Source organism: Promicromonospora sp. NPDC050249, from assembly GCF_040656015.1.
In the GTDB taxonomy this organism is placed as follows: Bacteria; Actinomycetota; Actinomycetes; order Actinomycetales; family Cellulomonadaceae; genus Promicromonospora.
Map to the genome: position 1 here is coordinate 62,182 of NZ_JBFAKY010000023.1, position 18,716 is coordinate 80,897.

The window sequence follows — 18,716 nt, forward strand, 5'->3', positions numbered from 1 at the left end:
TCGTGGCGGGATCGAGGCCGGTCGGCGTGATGCTGGCTGCATGACGACAGACGTGAACACGACAGCAGCGAGCGCCCCGACGACCCCGGCGAACCCGGATGCTGCGGCCGCCGGCACCTGGCGGCTCGGCGATCGCACGGTCAACCGGGTAGGGCTCGGCGCGATGCGGCTGGTGGGTATGCCCTGGGACGAGGTGCCGCGTGGCCGGGACAGCTCGATAGCGGTCCTGCGCAGGGCCGTCGAGCTCGGTGTGAACCACATCGACACCGCGGCCTTCTACTTCATGCCGCTGCGTTCGGCGAACGAGCTGATCGCTACTGCCCTGCAGCCCTACGGGGAGGATCTGACGATCACCACGAAGGTCGGTCCGTCCCGGGCCCGGGACGGCGGGTTCGAGCGCATGGCGCGCCCCGAGGAACTGCGCGCCCAGGTCGAGGAGAACATCCGCCAGCTCGGCCGCGACCACCTGGACGTCGTGAACCTGCGCTGGGGTACGCGGATGGCCGGTGAGGGGCGCGAGCCGGAGTCGGTCGCGGAGCACTTCGGGGCGCTCGCGGACCTGCGCTCCGCTGGTCTGGTCCGGCACCTCGGTATCTCCAACGTGCTGCCGGAGCAGCTGACCGAGGCGATGTCCGTCGCACCGGTGGTGTGCGTGCAGAACCAGTACGGCCTGACCAGCCGGGAGGACGACGACCTGGTCACCCTGTGCGGTGAGCACGGCATAGCGTTCGTGCCGTTCTTCTCGGTCGGGGCGGCGGTGCCGGGGGCTGCGCTGAGCGGTGGTCCGGACGAGACCGGTCAGGCGCAGGTGGCGGAGGTCGCCGCCGCGCACGGTGCGACGCCGGCGCAGGTCCGCCTGGCGTGGACCCTGCACCGCGGTCCGCACGTCCTTGCGATCCCCGGTACCGGGAGCGTGGCGCACCTGGAGGAGAACGTCGCGGCGGGAGCCCTTCGGCTGACGGACGACGAGATGGCGCTGCTGGACGGCGTCGGTACGGGATCCTCGGACGTACCCGCGTCCCGGTAGCCTGACCGCCGTGAGAATCGCGGTCACCGGCTCGACCGGCGCGCTGGGAGTCAGGTCGTCGACCTCCTGGCCACCACAGGACACGGCACCGACGTCGGCCGGCACGACGGCCCAGGGAACGGCCCGCAGGAGGTCCTGGCGCTCGCCCGCCGACCCGCCACCGTCCCGGCCGCGCTGAGCCGGGCAGCGCGCGCCTCCGGCGTCGTCGTGCCGGTCCGTGCCGACTACGACGACGCCGGCTCGCTCCTGGCGGCCCTGCGCGGGGTGGACGTCCTGGTGTTCGTGTCCGGCGACGGCGAGGCCGCGCGGATGCTGGTCCAGCACGAGAACGTGGTGCGGGCCGCGAGCGCCTGCGGGGAGCGGGCGGGTCGCCCTGGTCTCCCGGGCCGACGTCGGGCGGTGCCTGGCTGCGCTCGCGCTGTTGCCGCCGAGCGGTCGGCACCATGACCTGACGGGGCCGGAGTCGTTCACGTTCGAGGGTCTCGCGGGTGTGCTCACCGGGATCGGTGGGATCCCGGTGAGCTACACCGATGTGCCGGCGCGGGTGCACGTCGAGGAGCTGGCCCGGTCCGGGGAGGACCCCTGGTGGACGTATGCGTACTCGACCATGTTCGCGTCGGTCCGTGCGGACCGCTGGGGCACGGTGTCGGGCGAGGTGCTGGGGCTCACGGGGCGGGCGCCGTCGTCCGTCGCGGAGGTCCTGGCGCGTACCGCCTGACTGCTGCTACCGGTACTGCTACCGGTACTGCGCGGCGATCGGGCAGTCCATCGGGTCGGCGTAGCCGAGCCCCACGCGGTTGAGGTAGGCGGTGATGATGCCGTAGGACTCGAACAGCCCGGTCTCGGTGTAGGGGATGTCGCGCTCGGCGCAGAATGCCTGCACGATCGGTCGGACCTGCTTGAGGTTGACGCTGGCCATCCGCGGGAAGACGTGGTGCTCGATCTGGTAGTTCAGGCCGCCCATGGCGATGTCGGTGAACCAGCCGCCGCGGATGTTGCGGGAGGTGAGCACCTGGCGGCGCAGGAAGTCGATCTTGAGGTCCTTGGGCAGCAGCGGCATGCCCTTGTGGTTCGGGGCGAAGGTCGCACCCATGTACAGGCCGAACGTCGCGAGCTGTACGGCCATGAACGCCGCGCCGAGGGCGGGGCCGAGCGTGAGGAAGACGAGGGTCGGGAACCCGATGAGCCGGACGCCGATGAGCACGCCCTCGGCGGCGCGGTGCTTGATCGCCGGTGTGGTGGCGAGGGACTGGACGGCGGTGGCGTGCAGCACCGGGCCGAACAGCATCAGCATCGGGAAGAACAGGTAGCCCTGGTGCCGGGTGACCCAGCCCATGAACCCGGTGCGGCCGACCTCTTCGCCGGGCACGAACACGAGGGCGCCGGTGGCGATGTCGCCGTCCTTGCCGATCACGTTGGGGTTGCCGTGGTGCTTGTTGTGCTTGCGGGCCCACCAGCCGTGGCTGAGGCCGACGACGAGGTTGGCGATGATCCGCGCGGCCCACTCGTTGTGCCGCCCGGAGCGGAAGATCTGCAGGTGCCCGGCGTCGTGGCCGAGGAACGCGCCCTGGGTGAACACGATGCCGAACAGGACGGCTACGGCGAGCTGCCACCACGTGTCGCCCAGCGTCAGCAGCAGCGTGAACGCGAGCGCCAGGCCAGCGGCGAGGAAGGCGGCGCGGGCTGCGTACCAGCCGACACGACGCCCCATCAGGCCGGCGGCGGTGGCGCGCTCGGCGAGATCGAAGTAGTCGTTGGTCTGCTGGTTGCGCGCGGTGCGTGCCGGGCGGGTCCGCTGGGCCGAGCGAGGCGGCGCTTCGGTCGTGGTCGTCATAGGTGTCAACCTAGGAACCGGGTTGTCGGTTGCGCGTCACCCATGGGAGCCAACCTCACCCCCTACGTGAGTAGCGGGTGGTCAGGCGAGCAGCGGGTGCTCGTCCTCGCCGACGGGGAGGGTCGCGGAGATCTCGAAGCCGCCGTCGGGGGTGGGGCGGGAGGTGACCGTGCCGCCGAGGGCGGCCGCGCGTTCGCGGATGCCCGCCAGGCCCAGCCGGGCGCCCGGGGTGGGTTCCTCGCTGCGTGCGGGGGCCGTGTTGGTGATGCGGACGCGCAGGTCGTGCCCGTCCTCGGTGACGGTGACTGCGATCGCGGAGCCGGGAGCGTGCCGCAGGGCGTTGCTGAGGGCCTCCTGGACGACGCGGAAGCCGGTGAGCCCTACGGCGTCGGGGACCACTGCTTCCGTGCCCACGTAGGTGATCTCGGCGCCCGACGCGCGGGTGGATCTGACGAGCTCTGCGATGTCGGACAGCCCGGGCATGGGCGCGGTGGGTGCGGTGTCGTGGCCGCGCAGGATGCCGAGCAGGCCGCGCATCTCGCTCAGGGCGCGCCGGGAGGAGGCGGCTATCTCCTCGAACTCCTGCTGGATGGTCTCGTCGAGGCCGGGCTGCCGGTAGCGCGCGGTCGAGGCCTGGACGGTGATGACGGACATGCTGTGCGCGACGACGTCGTGCAGCTCGCGCGCGATCCTGTTGCGTTCCTCGAGCTCGCGGCGGCGTCCCGCCTCGGCGGCGCTGAGGCGTTCGGCCTGCTCCATGCGGACGACGCTCAGGATCCACAGGCGCACGAGCACCCCGACCAGGGCGATGGCGCCGCTGAGGGAGACCAGCACCACGCCGTTGGCGCCGGCGGACGCGCTGGCGTCGCCGACGATCAGCGCGGGGGCGAGGACAGTCATCATGGCTCCCGCGAGCCAGAGGGACGCCGCCCAGTACCAGGAGTGGCGCAGGGCGAGCACGAACACCGTCAGGCAGTGCGTGAGCAGCACGGTGACCGGCCACGGCCAGGGCCACTCGGGCGCCGCGCCCGCGGTCACGATCATCAGCCCGAGCGCGGCCGGGATGGACGCGCCGAGCCCGGCCCAGGCCCAGCGCACCGCCATGATCGCGGCGGCGCAGTGCACGATGGTCAGGGCCATGGCGGCTACCGGGTGGGTCTCGTACCCGGTAGCGGTCACCGGCCAGCCGACGGCGACGAGCGCCACTGCGGCGACGGAGACCACCGTCCACATCCAGACGACCTCGCGCCGGGCGATCGAGAACGTGCTGAGGTCCAGGCGGGTCAGCGCGCGCAGCCGCCAGTAGCGCGCGCCCCGGCTGGCCGCTGCGACGGCGCTCGGTACCTGTGGACGAGCATGTGGGTGGTCCATTCTCTGCAGGTTATGCGCCCGGCGTGTGCGGCGCGTCACCCGCGAGAGGGACCCGGCGTCATACTTTCGGGTTTCCTTGTCCGGCGTCGGCTACGTTGGTCCCATGCCGCCAGCCCCCGATGTTGCCGATAGTGCGATCCGGGTGCTGATCGTCGACGACCAGTCGATGATCCGGGCCGGGTTCGCCGCCCTCCTGGACGCGCACGAAGGGATCACGGTCGTCGGTACCGCCGAGGACGGCGACGGGATCTCCGACGTCGTGCGCCGCACCCAGCCCGACGTCGTGCTGATGGACATCCGCATGCCGAAGGTGAACGGGCTGGACGCGACCCGCACCATCATGGCCATGCCCGGCACACCGCCGAAGGTGATCATGCTGACCACCTTCGACGCCGACGACTACGTGTTCTCTGCCCTGCGCGCCGGGGCGAGCGGCTTCCTGCTGAAGGACTCACCGCCCGAGGAGCTCACCCAGGCGGTCCGTGTGGTCGCCGCGGGCGAGGCGCTCCTGTCCCCGAAGATCACGCGGGCGCTCATCGCCGACTACGCGGCGCGCCCGGAGCGGCCCGCGAAGGCGGACGCCAGGCTGTCCACGCTGACCGACCGCGAGCTCGACGTCATGAAGCTGGTCGCCGCCGGCCAGTCGAACGCCGAGATCGCCACCGAGCTGTACCTGGCCGAGCAGACGGTCAAGACGCACGTCTCACGCATCCTGAACAAGCTCGAGCTGCGCGACCGGACCCAGATGGTGGTCTGCGCGTACGAGTCGGGCCTGGTGCGCGCAGCCCACTGACCTGTCGGCTACTCCCCCACGTACTGCGCCAGGTGCTCCCCGGTGAGCGTCGGCCGGCCCGCCCGCGCCTGCGCCACCAGGTCGGCCGGGGTGCCCTCGAACACGATGCGGCCGCCGTCGTGCCCGGCGCCCGGACCGAGGTCGATGATCCAGTCGGCGTGCGCCATGACCGCCTGGTGGTGCTCGATCACGATGACCGACTTGCCCGACTCGACGAGGCGGTCCAGGAGGGCGAGCAGGTTCTCGACGTCCGCCAGGTGCAGACCCGTCGTGGGCTCGTCGAGCACGTAGACGCCGCCCTCGCGGGCCATCTCGACGGCCAGCTTGAGCCGCTGCCGCTCTCCCCCGGACAGCGTCGTCAGCGGCTGGCCGATACCCAGGTAACCGAGACCGACGTCGGACAGCCGCTCCAGGATCTTGTGCGCCGCCGGGACCGGAGCGGGGCCGTCCTTGGCGAAGAACGCGGTGGCCTCGGCGACCGGCATCGCGAGCACCTCGCTGATGTCCTTGCCGTTCTCGCCGCCACCCTCACCACCGAGCGCGTAGACCAGCGCCGACGCGTCGAACCTCTTGCCGCCGCAGTCCTCGCACGTGGTGGCCACGGTGTCCATGAACCCGAGCTCGGTGTAGATCACGCCCGCGCCCTTGCAGGTGGGGCACGCACCCTCCGAGTTCGCGCTGAACAACGCGGGCTTGACGCCGTTGGCCTTGGCGAACGCCTTGCGGATCGGGTCCAGCAGTCCCGTGTACGTCGCAGGGTTGGACCGCCGCGAACCCCTGATCGCGCCCTGGTCGACCGTCACGACACCCGCGTCGGCCGGGAGCGACCCGTGGATCAGCGAGCTCTTCCCGGACCCTGCGACACCCGTCACGACGGTCAGCACCCCGAGCGGCACGTCGACGTCGACGTCGCGCAGGTTGTGCGCGCTCGCCCCGCGGATCTCCAGCTTCCCGGTGGCCGAGCGCACGGAGTCCTTCAGCCGCGAGCGGTACCCGAGGTGACGGCCGGTGAGGGTGTCGCTCCTGCGCAGCTCCTCGACCGTGCCCTCGAACTGGATCGTCCCGCCGGCGGACCCCGCGCCCGGCCCCAGGTCGACCACGTGGTCACCGATCGCGATCGCCTCCGGCTTGTGCTCGACGACGAGCACCGTGTTTCCCTTGTCCCGCAGCTCGACCAGCAGCCGGTTCATCCGCTGGATGTCGTGCGGGTGCAGCCCGATCGTCGGCTCGTCGAAGACGTAGGTGACGTCGGTCAGCGCCGAGCCGAGGTGCCGGATCAGCTTGGTGCGCTGCGCCTCACCCCCGGACAGGGTCCCCGAGGGGCGGTCGAGCGAGAGGTAGCCCAGGCCGATCTCGGCGAACTTGTCGAGCTGGAGCTGCAGACCCGTCAGGAGCGGACCGGTGGACGCTCCCTCGTCGGTGGCGGCGAGCTTGCGCACCCAGGCGGCGAGATCGCTGATCTGCATGGCGCACGCGTCGGCGATGTTGATGCCGTCGATCCTGGACGACCGTGCCGCCTCCGCCAGCCGGGTGCCCTCGCACTCGGGGCAGGTCACGAACGTCACCGCCTGCTCCACCCACGCCCGGACGTGCGGCTGCAGCGAGTCGACGTCCTTGCTCAGCACCGCCTTGCGGATCTTCGGGATCAGGCCCTCATAGGTGAGGTTGATGCCCTTGGCCTTGATCTTCGTGGGCTCCTTGTGCAAGAAGTCCGCGAGCTCCGTCTCGGTGTAGTCGCGGATCGCCTTGTCCGGGTCCACGAAGCCCGACTCGATGTACGTGGCGACCATCCAGCCGTCGGCGTTGTAGCCGGGGATCTTGATCGCACCCTCGTTCAGCGACTGCGAGTCGTCGAAGAACTTCGTCAGATCCAGGTCGGAGACCTGGCCGCGGCCCTCGCACCGCGGGCACATGCCACCGTGGTACACGGCGTTGCGCACTATCTGCTTCTCGCCCGTCGCCGACGTCATCACGCCGCTCGCCTTGCGCGCCGGCACGTTGAACGAGAACGCGATGGGCGGCCCCACCTGCGGCTGACCCAGCCGGCTGAACAGGATGCGCAGCAGGGCGTTGGTGTCCGTGACGGTGCCGAGCGTGGAGCGCGGGTTGGACCCCAGGCGCTCCTGGTCGACGACGATCGCCGTGGTCAGCCCGTCGAGCTGGTCCACCTCCGGCCGGTCCAGGGACGGCATGAACCCCTGCACGAACGCGCTGTACGTCTCGTTGATCATCCGCTGCGACTCCGCGGCGATCGTCGCGAACACCAGCGAGCTCTTGCCCGACCCGGAGACGCCCGTGAACACGGTGAGCCGCCGCTTCGGGATGTCGAGGCTGATGTCCTTGAGATTGTTCTCCCGAGCGCCCTTGACGCGGATCAGGTCATGGCTGTCGGCGGGGTGGGTGTCCATGGCAGCCACACTAGGCGGGGTGCCGCGAGCGCCGCTTCTCGATATCTGATCGGTCGTCTCCGATCGGGTCGTCCCTGATCGGTCGTTTCCCGCCCCTACAGTTGCGCTGTGAATGATGCGAGCAATGCCGCGAGCAAGGTGCCGTTCGTGCTGGTCGATGTCTTCGCGGGACGGCCGCTGGCCGGGAACCCGGTGTCCGTGGTCCCGGACGCGGACGGCCTCCCCGAGGCGACGATGCGGGCGATCGCGCGGGAGTTCAACCAGTCGGAGACGACGTTCGTGCTCGGGGCCTCGGACGGGCGGGCGGACGTCCGGTTCCGTTCGTTCACGCCGACCGGCGAAGAGGTCGGCGGGGCGGGGCACAACATAGTCGGCGCGTGGATCTGGCTCGCGGGTGCCGGCCGGTTGCCGGTCGGGCAGGAGTCGTTCGTGCAGGAGATCGGCGACGACCTGCTCCGGGTGCGGGTCACACGGGCCGGCGGAGCCGCTGGCCCTGGGCCGGCCGGCGGCGTCGAGGTCACGATGACTCAGCTGGTGCCGGTCGCGGGCGGGGTGCTTCCCGCGGGGGCACGGGGCGGGCTGGCGGGTGCGCTCGGGATCCGGGCGGCCGACCTCGCAGAGGGTTCGCCGCGGGTGATCTCGACCGGTGCCGGCCACCTGCTGACCGAGGTGCGGTCGCGGGCGGTCGTGGACCGGGTGTCCCCCGACTCCCGGCGGCTGGCCGACGCGCTGCGGGCGGTCGGCGCGGAGGGCTGCTACGTGTACACGCTCGAGACCGGCGAGCAGGAGGCCCGGGTGGCGCCGTACGCGCGGTTCTTCAACCCGATCATGGGCATCCCGGAGGACCCGGCGACCGGTACGGCTGCCGGGCCGCTGGCGGCGCGCCTGGTCGAGGAGGGCGTCCTTGCCCAGGGGGCGACCGTGGAGATCGAGCAGGGCACGGCTCTGGGTCGGCGGAGCCTGATCCGGGTACGCGCGCTGCCGGACGGCGTGGAGCTGACCGGCAGCGGCGTCGTCTCGGCCGAGGGCGTGCTGCACCTGTGGGCGGACCAGGTCTGACCCCGCCCCTCGGCCCGCTTCTCGGCCCGCTCTGACCTGCTCTGAGGGTCAGAGCTGCTTGATGCGGACCGTGTTGCCCGCCGGGTCGCGGAACGCGCAGTCCCGGAAGCCGTAGGGCTGGTCGATGGGCTCCTGCATGACCTCTGCGCCGCTGGCCGCCACCCGTTCGAAGGTGCTGTCGAGGTCGCTGGCGCCCAGGATGACGGCGGCGTAGGTGCCCTTGGCCATCATCTCGGCGACGGTGCGGCGTTCGGTGTCGGTGACGCCGGGGTCGGCGGCGGGCGGGGTCAGGACGATGGACGGGCCGGACCCGCCGCTTGGACCCACGGTGATCCACCGCATGGTGCCCTGACCGACGTCCAGGAGGACCTCGAAGCCGAGAGCGTCACGGTAGAAGGCGAGCGAGGCCTCCGGGTCGGTGTGCGGGAGGAACGTCTGGTGGATGCTGATGTCTGTGCTCATGGCAGTCACGCTATGGCCGGTCAGGGGGTGCCCGCTTCTCGATTCCTGACCGGGTTCCTTACCGGCCTGGTGACCTGCTTGGCGATGCACGCAGGGAGGCCTGCCGTGTCGATCGACTCGTCCGCGAGCAGCGGGTCGTTGCGGTAGACGCTCGGCGGAACACCTACCAGCTCGGTGAAGCGGGTGCTGAAGGTCCCCAGCGAGGAGCAGCCGACGGCGAAGCAGACCTCGGTGACGCTGAGGTCCCCGCGGCGCAGCAGCATCATGGCGCGCTCGATGCGGCGCGTCATGAGGTAGCTGTACGGGGACTCGCCGTAGGCGGCCTTGAACTGCCGCGACAGGTGTCCGGCCGACATGTGGACCCCGGCCGCGAGCGCCTCGACGTCCAGGGGCTGGGTGTACTCGCGGTCCATGCGGTCGCGCACCCGGCGCAGCAACGTGAGGTCGCGCAGGCGCTGGGTGTCGATGGCGGGGATGTCGCTGGTCACGTGTGCGATGTTGCCACGGCACGGCCGTTCGCGGTGGCGGGCGGGCTCAGTTCTCGCTGATGAAGTCGTCGGTGAGGATCAGCTCGGAGCCGTCGTGCCCGTGCACCACCAGGTGGTCGGTCTCGAACGTCACCTCGATCTCCTCGGCGGTGTGGTGCTCGAGGTCGGTGAAGGGGCTGGCGACGTAGCTGATGCGTGGGCCGAGCTCGGGGTCCTTGCGCGCGACCCACAGGACGCCGCCGGGCGACCCGTCGTCGCGCAGCTGGACGCACAGCGGCCCTGCCGCCTGGTCTGCCGCCTGGTCTGGGGCCTGCTCCGGGCCCGGGTCGCACACCTCGTGCACGAGCCGGGGCTTGAGGTGGTCGGCGACAGCCGACCAGGTACCGACGCCGACCAGGGCGATCGCCGCGCCGGACAGGACACCCAGGAGGAAGCGTTTCACGCGGCCGACCCTAGCGGGTCGGCGGGATCGCCCGGACCCGCGATATGCGCCCCCACCAGCCAGGATTGCTCGTCGGAACCGGGAACAAACGTGCCGGTTTCATCCGTTCTATTCGGTGGAATGAGCATCTGTCCGACGACCTGACTCGCTCCGGTCCGTGTGCCGGGCCCAGCACCTTCACAGGGTGTTCCCGGTGTTTCCGGATCGGCTCGCGCGATGCTGCTCACCCGGCCCCCTACGAGTGGAGGACCATGTGACGACACCCGCTGTACTGCCCCGCCTGCGCCCCGTACCCGGCCCTGGTGAGACCCCCGGCCCGCTGATGATCGTCGTGGGAGGCGTGCCAGGGGCCGGCAAGAGCACCTTGCTGGCGCGGGTCGCCGACGACGTGCCCCGCACCGTCGTGCTCGACCCCGACCGCTACCGGCGCGGGATCGCCAGGCGGCTGCCGCACTTCGTCCCGTACGTCACCTACCGGTGGGCGGTGCACACGCTGCACGCCGTCGAGACGATGGCTCGCCTGGCGCGCGGCCCGCGCTCCTCCGCTCCGCTCCTCGTGCACGACACAGCCACCCGGGCCCGGCGGCGGGAGACCCTCGGTACCCTGGCGCGGCTGCGCGGCTGGGACCCCGTGCTGGTGGCGGTGGACGTCTCCCTGGCCGAGGCGCTCGACGGCCAGCTGGATCGCGGCCGGGTGGTGCAGCCGGAGGAGTTCGTACGGCACTGGGAACGGTGGACGGCGCAGCGCTCGGCGCTCGCGGCCGCGGACGGCGGTCCACGCGGCCCGTGGTCCGGCGTGTACCTGATGGCGCGCTGCGACGCGTACCGGCGGGTTCGTGAGATGGCCAGGGCGCGCTCGCGGGTGCTGGCGGCCGCGAGGCCCGAGGCGGTGCGCGGGCAGGCCCTGGACGCGGACCGACCATGCGCGGCCTAGCAGCTCCCGACGCTCGCTAGAGCCCTGCGACGAGAGCGTCCCGGAGGGACTCGGGCAGGTCGGGTGGCATGTCCGGGTCGACGGCGAGGGCGTGCAGCGCGCGGCTGTAGTAGTTGCGCGCGGCCGCCGCGAGCACGACGTCGACGATCTGCCGGTCGGTGAGCCCGAGCTCGCGCAGTCGCAGGCTGTCTGCCTCGGTCATCGCCGACGAGTTACCGCTGAGCCGCTCGGCGACCTCCATCGCCGCCATCTCCAGCTCCGTGAGGCCGGCGGTGCGGTAGTCCCGGGCGATCCGCTCGAGCTGCGTGTCGTCGAACACGGTGCGGGACTTGCGCCCGTGCGCGAGCCGGCAGGCCCGCGACCCGATCGCGCCGGCCGCGGCGAGGGTCACCAGCTCGTACAGCCGCAGGCCCAGGCTCGGCACGAGAGCGCCCACCAGCGCCTCGAACGCGTGCTGCGCCTCGGGGTTGGTGGCCATCACGCGGGTGTGGCTCGGCACGTACCCGAGGGACTCCTGGTCGCCCGCGTACAGCTCGGCCCAAGCTCCCGTCGCCTCCGCCGGCTCGGGCGTTCTGATGATCGTCATGCTCGCAGCGTCCCACCCCCGTCGTCGGGCCGACAGGAAACCACCGGGTGACATCCCGGGGTCCGACCCGAGCCGGGTCGGACCCCGGGGCACGTCACCGCCAGCCGAGCGCCGGCGCCACGTGCTTGATGATGTTCTCGATGACGTGCGCGTTGTAGTCGACGCCGAGCTGGTTGGGCACGGTCAGCAGCAGGGTGTCCGCGGCCTGGATCGCCTCGTCCTCGCGCAGGTCCTCGATCAGCTGGTCGGGCTCGCCCGCGTAGGTCTTGCCGAAACGGGCGGGGCCCGTGTCGAGGTGGCCGACCTGGTCCTCGCTGTAGACCTCCATGCCGAAGTACTGACGGTCGCGCTGGTCGGTGATCGGGAAGATGCTGCGGCTGACGGAGACGCGCGGCTCGAAGTCGTGCCCCGCCTGCGCCCACGCGTCGCGGAACCGCTGGATCTGCTCGGCCTGCAGCCGGTGGAACGGCACGCCCGTGTCCTCGGTCAGCAGCGTGGACGACATGAGGTTCATGCCCTGGGCCGCCGTCCACTCCGCCGTGGCGCGGGAGCCGGCGCCCCACCAGATGCGCCGGCGCAGGCCCTCGGAGTGCGGTTCGACCCGCAGGAGGCCCGGCGGGTTGGGGAACATGGGGCGCGGGCTCGGCTCGGCGAACCCCTCGCCGTCGAGCACCTCCAGGAACCGGGCGGTGTGCTCGCGCGCCAGGTCGGCGGCGCCGTCGTCCTTCGGCGCGGGCTCGTAGCCGAAGTGCCGGTAGCCCTCGACGACCTGCTCGGGTGACCCGCGGCTGATGCCGAGCTGCAGCCGCCCGCCGGAGATCAGGTCCGCCGCCCCGGCGTCCTCCGCCATGTAGAGCGGGTTCTCGTACCGCATGTCGATCACGCCCGTGCCGATCTCGATGCGGCTTGTCCGCGCACCGATCGCCGCGAGCAGCGGGAACGGCGAGGCGAGCTGGCGCGCGAAGTGGTGCACGCGGAAGTAGGCGCCGTCGGCGCCCAGCTCCTCGGCGGCCACGGCGAGGTCGATCGACTGCAGCAGCGCGTCCGACGCCGAGCGTGTGCCCGACTGCGGATGCGGCGTCCAGTGACCGAAGGACAGGAACCCGATGTTCTTCACGCTGACCTCAACTCCTTACGTGGCGGTGGTCCGTCCCGTGACCGCGGGAACGTTCCCGAACCGTTATCGGCAGGCGGGCATCGTTTCGTGCGTCCCGAGCGTCTCTACCAGTGTGAGCAACAGTGTGAACAACAACTTTCAGTACCGCACCGACGACCGTCGCACCCAGCCGGACCCCGTCCGCTGGTGGATCCCCCTCGTCGCCTCCACGGGCGCCCTGCTCGTGCTCGTCCTCGGCACCGCCGCGATGGTCAGCACCGTCGTGAACTCAGCGATCAGCAACATCGGCTGACCTGCGCGCTCGCCAGACACAGATCGGCCCGGACGTCGCTGACGTCCGGGCCGATCTGTGTTCAGGCCATGGTCAGGCCTGCTTGCGCACCGCGTCCGCCACGGCCTCGGCCACCCGGTGGTCGAAGACGCCAGGGACGATGTACGCGCTGTTCAGCTCGTCCGGCCCGACGACCTCGGCGATCGCTACCGCTGAGACCCGCAGCAGCTCCGTCGTGATGTCCTTGGCGCCCGTGTCCAGCAGGCCACGGAACAGCCCGGGGAACGCGAGCACGTTGTTGATCTGGTTAGGGTAGTCGCTACGACCGGTCGCCACCACCGCCGCCGTCTGCGACGCCTCCAGCGGGTCGACCTCCGGTGTCGGGTTCGCCAGCGCGAACACCACTGCGCGCTCGGCCATCTGCGCGATGTCCGCCCCCGACAGGATCCCGGCCGCCGAGACCCCGATGAACACGTCGGCGCCCTTCAGGCCCTCCTGCAGCGTGCCGGCGAACCCGTCGACGTTCGTGTTGTCCACGATCCAGCGCCGGTGCGGGTCCTCCGTCACGACCCCCTGGTGCAGGGCACCGTCCCGCCCGAACGCCACGATGTGCCGCGCGCCCTGCGCCTTGAGCAGCCGGATGATCGCGTTGCCCGCCGCCCCGACGCCGGACACGACGATCCGCACGTCCTCGAGCTTCTTGTCGACCACCTTGAGCGCGTTGATCATCGCCGCGAGCACCACGATCGCCGTCCCGTGCTGGTCGTCGTGGAAGACGGGTATGTCCAGCTCCTCGCGCAGGCGTGCCTCGATCTCGAAGCAGCGCGGCGCAGCGATGTCCTCCAGGTTCACGCCCCCGTAGACGGGCGCTATCGCCTTGACGATCCGCACGATCTCGTCGGTGTCGGTCGTGTCCAGGCACACCGGCCACGCGTCCACCCCGCCGAACTCCTTGAACAGGGCCGCCTTGCCCTCCATGACCGGCAGCGCGGCGGCCGGGCCGATGTCGCCAAGGCCCAGCACCGCCGTGCCGTCCGTGACCACCGCGACCGTGTTGCGCTTGATCGTCAGCCGACGGGCGTCCTCGGGGTTCTCCGCGATCGCCAGGCACACCCGCGCCACACCCGGCGTGTACGCACGAGACAGGTCCCGGCGCGTCTTGAGCGGCACCTTGTTCGTGACCTCGATCTTGCCGCCCAGGTGCATCAGGAAAGTCGAGTCGCTCGACTTGAGCACCTCGGCACCCTCTATGGCGTTCACTGCCGCCACCACGCACTCGCCGTGCTCCGCGTCGATCGTGTCGCACGTGACGTCCACGACCAGCCCGTGCGACGTCGAGTGCGCGATGTCCACCCCCATCACCGCGCCCCCGGCGTCCGCTACCGCCGCTACCACCGAGCTCGTGGCACGCTGCGACGCTGCCACCTCCACGCGCAGGGTGATCGTGTAGCTCGGGCTGGGCAACGACATCGTGGTTCTCCTCGGTGATCCGGTGCTACCGGGCGCGGCACTGCGCACGAGGAGATTCCTACCGCCACAGGGTGACGTGCGCCACACGGGCCCGCCATGCGGACGATCCGGCCCGCGACCGGCGGAAGATGATGCCGTGAAGATCGCCATCGACTCCCCCGCACGCGACGACGTCCGCCGGCTCCTCGACGAGCACCTCACCGACATGTTCGCCACCTCCCCCGCCGAGAGCGTGCACGCCCTCGACCACTCCGCGCTGCTCGCCCCGACGATCACCTTCTGGACCGCGCGCGACGACGACGGCACCCTGCTCGGCTGCGGCGCCCTCAGCCGGCTCGACACCCCCGGCGTCCCGGCCCACACCGGACCTGGCCACGCGGGACCGCACGGCGAGATCAAGTCCATGCGCACCGCCGCGCACGCCAGGGGCCGCGGCGTCGCCTCAGCGCTGCTCGGCGAGGTGCTGGCCGAGGCGCGCAGGCGCGAGTACACCCGGATCAGCCTGGAGACCGGACCGCAGGACTACTTCGCCTCCGCACGCAGGCTGTACGCCCGCCACGGATTCACCGAGTGCGGCCCGTTCGGGAGCTACTCCCTCGACCCGTACAGCGTGTTCATGACTCTCGACCTGCGCGCGTCCGAGCAGCACGCGTCCCAGGCTCAGGCCACGGCTCCCCAGACCGCAGGCGGCCACGCAGGGCGGTGATCCGCCCCTCGTCCAGGCCCGCATACCGCAGGTAGGCGACCGGATCCAGCTCCGCCAGCCACCCCAGGAGCGCCCCGCGGCGCTCGCGGACGCGTACGTCGAGCTGCTGCGCCGTCCAGGTCTCCCCGGGGTGCTGGACCCAGGCGCCCTGCTCCTCGTCGTAGGTGATGCCGCCGCCGCGATGGGTGGTGCCGCGGAACGCCTGCACGTAGTCCTCGGCGATCGCCTCGTGCTCGACGCCCGTCAGGGACAGCAGCATCGCGCTGATCATCCCGGTCCGGTCGCGGCCGGCCGCGCAGTGGACCAGCGTCGGGCCCGCCGCGTCGGCGAGCGCCCGGAAGGCGCTGCCGATCAGGTGCGGGTACATCGCGATGTTGGGCGCGTAGGAGCGCGGGTGGTCGAGCCACGGCCCGCAGGTCTCCAGGAAGTGGGGGTCGCCGGGGTCCTCGGTAGGGGTGTTGCGGGTGACGAGCCCGTTGGGCCGCGCGGAGCCGGGCATGCGGTCGCGGGCCTGCTTGATCTCGGCGGGGTTGCGCAGGTCGACGACGGTCGTCAGACCCGCTTCGAGCGCCTCGGCCCAGCCCGTGGGGGTGATCGGTTCGGGTGCGCCGGAGCGCCAGACGCGCCCGGGTGCGGTGGTGCCGCCGTCGTCGAGCGGGAGGCCGCCCAGGTCGTGGAGGTTGACGGCGCCGTCCCAGGCGTTGTCCCAGGCCATGGGATTCACCGAAATGCTCATGGGCGGCATCGTGGTTCGGGTCCAGGGGCAGGTCAACGGGGAGAACTGCCCCTGGACGCCCGCACCTCACCGCCTCCGGGGCACCGGGATGCGGTCCAGGTCAGCCGCCACGGTGAGCTCGCCGTCGAACACCGTGCGCGCCTCCTTCTCGAACTCCTCCGGGTCGGTGTACCGCTGCGAGAAGTGGGTGAGCACCAGGCTGCGTACGCCGCACTGCGCGGCGACGGTCGCCGCCTGCAGGGCCGTCAGGTGCCCGTGGTCGCGCGCGAGGTCCCGGTCGCGGTCCAGGAACGTCGACTCGATGACGAGGAGGTCGACGCCGTCGGCGAGGCTCCACACCGCGTCGCACAGGCGGGTGTCCATCACGAACGCGAACGACTGCCCCGGTCGCGGGTCGCTGACGTCCTCTACCCGGACGGTCCCGTGCGGGGTGTGCAGCGCACCCTCCTGGGCCAGCCGCCCGACGGCGGGCCCGCTGATCCCTGCGGCGGCGAGCCGGTCGGGGTCCATCCGGCGGCCGTCCGGCTCGTCGAGCCGGTATCCGTAGGCCTCGAGGGAGTGGTCGAGGCGGGCCGCCCGCAGGATCGCGCGGCCGTGCACCTCGCCTGGTACGCGCGGCACGACGCCGTCGTGGGACAGGCCCTGCAGCGCGAGGCGCTCCTGGTGGTAGTACGCGGTGGAGTCGCACAGCGCCTCGATCCAGCGCCTGCCGGACGCCGGGAACGTGACGGGCACGGTGTGCGGCACGGCGTCGAGGCTGATGCGCTGCACGACGCCGGCCAGGCCGAGGCTGTGGTCGCCGTGCAGGTGGGTGATCGCTATCCGCGTCAGGGCGGTCGCGGAGATGCCGGAGTGCAGCATCTGGCGCTGGGTGCCCTCACCGGGGTCGAACAGGATCACCTCGTCGTCCCAGAACAGCGCGTAGCCGTTGTGGTTGCGGGTCCTGGTGGGCACCTGGCTCGCCGTGCCGAGGGCGACGAGCTCGCGGCTGGCGAGCCGGTGGTTGGCGGGGCGCTGGAACACGTTCGCATTGTGTCCCGAAGACACCGGAACCAGCACGAGAAAACTGCAGGACGGAGGTGTTGGCACGCATTTTCAAAAGATCACCCGCACCCGGGAAGCAGATTCACCGGGTCGCAGCCATACTTCGCCTGAGCCAGTACGAGGACGGCCCAGCCGAATCCGAGCAGCATGGCTCCGCCAACAAGGATGTTGAGGACCGGATAGTTCCCGTCCTGCAGGACGGGAGCCAGCGCCAGGGCGGCCCCCGCAAGGAGGCAACCGAGTGTCACAATGGTGATTGGGCTGGTCAGAGCGTCGGAACCGGTGGGCTGGGACCACCCGAACCGGCCCCCGAAGAGGGTGAGAGCTACGTACGGAAGAGCAAAACCGAGCGCGGCGATCGCGCGCCAGTCCATGATCGAGAGCTTCGACAACACCATGACCTCCCCTTTTGACCCGCCCCAGGCGGTGGCCAAACACCCACTACAAGTGTTAATAATCGGGGGGCGGTCCGCTATCTTTGGTAGTGATTTTCACAAAATCCGACATATTCGTACGATCTCCACTTTCAGGACTTCCGCGCTGATGGCACCCTGTGGCGCGTCGTAGCGCCACAGGCGGCACGGCTGTCGAGAAGGGACGCGCATGGCGAGGGACGAACGCGTAGGCAAGCCCGCGTACGCAGCGGTGTCCACACGGATCACCGGCATCCGGGTGGCTCGGGCGCGCTTGCGGGAGATCGCCGTCGTGCGGGTCGACGAGCGGGGCGGCGTCGTCGACGAGTGGTCGGCGGTCCTGCACCCGGACGGCGCGTGGATCGCGCTCGCCGACGTCGCCTCCACCCTGCGCGAACGTCTCTCGCAGATGGCGATCATCACCCACAACGGCCGGCTCGGTATCGAGGTGCTGCGGGCCGAGCTGTCGCACCTGGGGTGGCAGCTGCCCGCGTTCGCGCAGCTGACGACCGTCGACGCGAGCTACCACTACCTGCCGGGCCTGGTGCACCGGCGGCTGTCGGACTGCTGCACCGCCGCAGGGGTCCCGTTCGAGGGTGGCGGCGTCCCGCCGAACACGAGTCCCGTGAACGAGGCCCGTGCTACCGCGGGGCTGCTGAGCCGGTTCCTCCAGAGCGGGAACGGGACGTCCGACCTGCCGGAGCTGCTGCAGGTCACGCTGCGGGCCTGGGTGTACCCCTGGCCCGCTGGGCCCAGCCGGGCGGCCGAGCCGCCTCGCCCGTGGCCTGGCCGACGGGGTCCCGGCATCCTCACGACCCTGGGGGGACAGCCGCTGGCCGACGCGATCTCCGCCGTCGCCGACGTGCACACCCATGGTTACCTGGCGCTCGTCGCGGAGATGCTCCAGGACGGGCGCCTCACCCCGGAGACGTCAGCGGGGCTCGCCGACGCCGAACCGCTCTACCGGCTCACGCCGGAGGCCGCGGCCGACATCCGCAGGAAGTTCTTCGACGCGCTGGTGCGCCAGGCGATCGCCGCCGACCGGTACCACCTGGACGCCCGGCAGGAGCTGTGGCGGGTCGCGGACACGATCGGCTGCCCACGGGACGCTGTGATCGAGCCGATCGTCGAGGCCACCCCTGTCGAGTTCCCCAAGCTGGACGACGACTCCGGGGCCAAGAAGCCCACCGACGGCCGCAGCGTGGCGACGCCGGCCCAGATGCGGGCCTGGGCCATCGCCAACGGGTTCGACGTCGAGGGCTACATCCGGCTGCCCTGGTCCATCGTGCGGGCCTTCGAGGAGGCGCACGCGGAACCGGTCGACCGGACCCTGCGCCCGACGCCGTCGCCCGACCTCCCGGCGAACGAGTTGCCGACGAACGAGCGACCGGCCCTCGACCAGTCGGTGCTCGACCGGGTGGCACGCGAGCGGCCGATCCTGCGATCGAACCCGCATCCTGCTCCCCGGCTGGGCCGGGACCTCGACGGCGAGGTACCCCAGCTCGAGTTCGACCGGCTGGAGACCCCGCCCATCGGCAACCCGGTGGTCTGACCC

General features: G+C 71.3%; 21 protein-coding genes. 9 read left to right on the forward strand and 12 right to left on the reverse strand.

All coding sequences use genetic code 11. The features are described 5' to 3' along the window. Positions 1–40 precede the first annotated feature (40 nt). The 3 genes from AB0I32_RS18790 (at position 41) to AB0I32_RS18800 (ending at position 1,745) form a co-directional block, all read left to right on the forward strand. Entirely contained in the window at positions 41–1,027 is a 987-nt protein-coding gene (locus tag AB0I32_RS18790; RefSeq protein WP_357508685.1) for an oxidoreductase, read from the forward strand. 207 nt (positions 1,028–1,234) lie between these two features. Beyond that, positions 1,235–1,474: a hypothetical protein gene (locus tag AB0I32_RS18795; protein WP_357508687.1), complete on the forward strand. Its 240-nt coding sequence runs from the start codon at positions 1,235–1,237 to the stop codon at positions 1,472–1,474. Next, a complete protein-coding gene (locus tag AB0I32_RS18800; protein WP_357508689.1) occupies positions 1,449–1,745 on the forward strand; it encodes a hypothetical protein in 297 nt (98 codons plus the stop codon). Before AB0I32_RS18795 ends, AB0I32_RS18800 begins: the two co-directional genes overlap by 26 nt. An 18-nt stretch (positions 1,746–1,763) precedes the next feature. Here AB0I32_RS18800 and AB0I32_RS18805 read toward each other — a convergent pair whose 3' ends face one another. Together AB0I32_RS18805 and AB0I32_RS18810 are read right to left on the reverse strand one after the other, a co-directional pair. Beyond that, positions 1,764–2,861: an acyl-CoA desaturase gene (locus AB0I32_RS18805; RefSeq protein WP_357508691.1), complete on the reverse strand. Its 1,098-nt coding sequence runs from the start codon at positions 2,859–2,861 to the stop codon at positions 1,764–1,766. Positions 2,862–2,942: 81 nt separating this feature from the next. Continuing rightward, complete coding sequence (locus AB0I32_RS18810) at positions 2,943–4,232, reverse strand: histidine kinase (protein ID WP_357508693.1); 1,290 nt, start codon at positions 4,230–4,232, stop codon at positions 2,943–2,945. Between the two features lie 103 nt (positions 4,233–4,335). On the opposite strand from AB0I32_RS18810, the gene AB0I32_RS18815 reads away from it, so the two are divergent. Next, complete coding sequence (locus AB0I32_RS18815; RefSeq protein ID WP_357508695.1) at positions 4,336–5,025, forward strand: response regulator transcription factor; 690 nt, start codon at positions 4,336–4,338, stop codon at positions 5,023–5,025. 8 nt (positions 5,026–5,033) lie between these two features. Here AB0I32_RS18815 and AB0I32_RS18820 read toward each other — a convergent pair whose 3' ends face one another. Continuing rightward, positions 5,034–7,433, reverse strand: a complete 2,400-nt coding sequence (locus AB0I32_RS18820) for an excinuclease ABC subunit UvrA (RefSeq protein ID WP_357508697.1) — start codon at positions 7,431–7,433, stop codon at positions 5,034–5,036. A 108-nt stretch (positions 7,434–7,541) separates the two neighbouring features. Between AB0I32_RS18820 and AB0I32_RS18825 the strand changes: the two genes are divergently transcribed. Continuing rightward, positions 7,542–8,492, forward strand: a complete 951-nt coding sequence (locus tag AB0I32_RS18825; protein WP_357508699.1) for a PhzF family phenazine biosynthesis protein — start codon at positions 7,542–7,544, stop codon at positions 8,490–8,492. 48 nt (positions 8,493–8,540) lie between these two features. Here the strand turns inward: AB0I32_RS18825 and AB0I32_RS18830 are convergent, their stop codons facing one another. The 3 genes from AB0I32_RS18830 to AB0I32_RS18840 are packed head-to-tail and all read right to left on the reverse strand — an operon-like array spanning position 8,541 to position 9,884. Further along, the gene (locus AB0I32_RS18830; RefSeq protein ID WP_357508701.1) at positions 8,541–8,954 is read right to left on the reverse strand and encodes a VOC family protein; all 414 of its coding nucleotides are present in this window, start codon (positions 8,952–8,954) and stop codon (positions 8,541–8,543) included. A gap of 20 nt (positions 8,955–8,974) precedes the next feature. Continuing rightward, complete coding sequence (locus AB0I32_RS18835) at positions 8,975–9,442, reverse strand: helix-turn-helix transcriptional regulator (protein ID WP_357508703.1); 468 nt, start codon at positions 9,440–9,442, stop codon at positions 8,975–8,977. 46 nt (positions 9,443–9,488) lie between these two features. Next, the gene (locus AB0I32_RS18840) at positions 9,489–9,884 is read right to left on the reverse strand and encodes a hypothetical protein (RefSeq protein ID WP_357508705.1); all 396 of its coding nucleotides are present in this window, start codon (positions 9,882–9,884) and stop codon (positions 9,489–9,491) included. Positions 9,885–10,137: 253 nt separating this feature from the next. On the opposite strand from AB0I32_RS18840, the gene AB0I32_RS18845 reads away from it, so the two are divergent. Further along, on the forward strand, positions 10,138–10,818 hold the full coding sequence (locus AB0I32_RS18845; protein ID WP_357508707.1) for an AAA family ATPase: 681 nt from the start codon (positions 10,138–10,140) through the stop codon (positions 10,816–10,818). Between the two features lie 16 nt (positions 10,819–10,834). On the opposite strand, the gene AB0I32_RS18850 is transcribed toward AB0I32_RS18845, so the two are convergent. Next, positions 10,835–11,404, reverse strand: a complete 570-nt coding sequence (locus tag AB0I32_RS18850; protein WP_357508709.1) for a carboxymuconolactone decarboxylase family protein — start codon at positions 11,402–11,404, stop codon at positions 10,835–10,837. Positions 11,405–11,498: 94 nt separating this feature from the next. Continuing rightward, the gene (locus tag AB0I32_RS18855) at positions 11,499–12,521 is read right to left on the reverse strand and encodes an LLM class flavin-dependent oxidoreductase (RefSeq protein ID WP_357508712.1); all 1,023 of its coding nucleotides are present in this window, start codon (positions 12,519–12,521) and stop codon (positions 11,499–11,501) included. A gap of 124 nt (positions 12,522–12,645) precedes the next feature. On the opposite strand from AB0I32_RS18855, the gene AB0I32_RS18860 reads away from it, so the two are divergent. Further along, positions 12,646–12,813, forward strand: a complete 168-nt coding sequence (locus AB0I32_RS18860) for a hypothetical protein (RefSeq protein ID WP_357508714.1) — start codon at positions 12,646–12,648, stop codon at positions 12,811–12,813. Between the two features lie 72 nt (positions 12,814–12,885). Here AB0I32_RS18860 and AB0I32_RS18865 read toward each other — a convergent pair whose 3' ends face one another. Further along, entirely contained in the window at positions 12,886–14,262 is a 1,377-nt protein-coding gene (locus AB0I32_RS18865; RefSeq protein ID WP_357508716.1) for an NAD-dependent malic enzyme, read from the reverse strand. A gap of 136 nt (positions 14,263–14,398) precedes the next feature. Between AB0I32_RS18865 and AB0I32_RS18870 the strand changes: the two genes are divergently transcribed. Next, positions 14,399–14,968 carry a GNAT family N-acetyltransferase gene (locus AB0I32_RS18870; protein WP_357508718.1) on the forward strand — a complete coding sequence of 190 codons (570 nt, stop codon included), beginning with the start codon at positions 14,399–14,401 and terminating at the stop codon, positions 14,966–14,968. Here AB0I32_RS18870 and AB0I32_RS18875 read toward each other — a convergent pair. The 3 genes from AB0I32_RS18875 to AB0I32_RS18885 form a co-directional block, all read right to left on the reverse strand. Beyond that, complete coding sequence (locus AB0I32_RS18875) at positions 14,877–15,704, reverse strand: tyrosine-protein phosphatase (RefSeq protein WP_357508720.1); 828 nt, start codon at positions 15,702–15,704, stop codon at positions 14,877–14,879. The two genes, AB0I32_RS18870 and AB0I32_RS18875, sit on opposite strands and share 92 nt — an antisense overlap. A gap of 66 nt (positions 15,705–15,770) precedes the next feature. Further along, entirely contained in the window at positions 15,771–16,727 is a 957-nt protein-coding gene (locus AB0I32_RS18880) for a ribonuclease Z (RefSeq protein ID WP_357508722.1), read from the reverse strand. 80 nt (positions 16,728–16,807) lie between these two features. Then, entirely contained in the window at positions 16,808–17,146 is a 339-nt protein-coding gene (locus tag AB0I32_RS18885) for a hypothetical protein (protein ID WP_357508724.1), read from the reverse strand. A gap of 205 nt (positions 17,147–17,351) precedes the next feature. Here AB0I32_RS18885 and AB0I32_RS18890 point away from each other — a divergent pair, with 205 nt between their 5' ends. Next, the gene (locus tag AB0I32_RS18890) at positions 17,352–18,713 is read left to right on the forward strand and encodes a hypothetical protein (RefSeq protein WP_357508726.1); all 1,362 of its coding nucleotides are present in this window, start codon (positions 17,352–17,354) and stop codon (positions 18,711–18,713) included. The last annotated feature ends 3 nt before the right edge of the window (positions 18,714–18,716 follow it).

Coding starts and splice junctions, on each gene's coding strand:
- AB0I32_RS18875 (WP_357508720.1), bottom strand. CDS start 15,704: ATGAGCATTTCGGTGAATCCCATGGCCTGGGACAACGCCTGGGACGGC.
- AB0I32_RS18790 (WP_357508685.1), top strand. CDS start 41: ATGACGACAGACGTGAACACGACAGCAGCGAGCGCCCCGACGACCCCG.
- AB0I32_RS18885 (WP_357508724.1), bottom strand. CDS start 17,146: ATGGTGTTGTCGAAGCTCTCGATCATGGACTGGCGCGCGATCGCCGCG.
- AB0I32_RS18850 (WP_357508709.1), bottom strand. CDS start 11,404: ATGACGATCATCAGAACGCCCGAGCCGGCGGAGGCGACGGGAGCTTGG.
- AB0I32_RS18805 (WP_357508691.1), bottom strand. CDS start 2,861: ATGACGACCACGACCGAAGCGCCGCCTCGCTCGGCCCAGCGGACCCGC.
- AB0I32_RS18820 (WP_357508697.1), bottom strand. CDS start 7,433: ATGGACACCCACCCCGCCGACAGCCATGACCTGATCCGCGTCAAGGGC.
- AB0I32_RS18815 (WP_357508695.1), top strand. CDS start 4,336: ATGCCGCCAGCCCCCGATGTTGCCGATAGTGCGATCCGGGTGCTGATC.
- AB0I32_RS18890 (WP_357508726.1), top strand. CDS start 17,352: ATGGCGAGGGACGAACGCGTAGGCAAGCCCGCGTACGCAGCGGTGTCC.
- AB0I32_RS18810 (WP_357508693.1), bottom strand. CDS start 4,232: ATGGACCACCCACATGCTCGTCCACAGGTACCGAGCGCCGTCGCAGCG.
- AB0I32_RS18830 (WP_357508701.1), bottom strand. CDS start 8,954: ATGAGCACAGACATCAGCATCCACCAGACGTTCCTCCCGCACACCGAC.
- AB0I32_RS18865 (WP_357508716.1), bottom strand. CDS start 14,262: ATGTCGTTGCCCAGCCCGAGCTACACGATCACCCTGCGCGTGGAGGTG.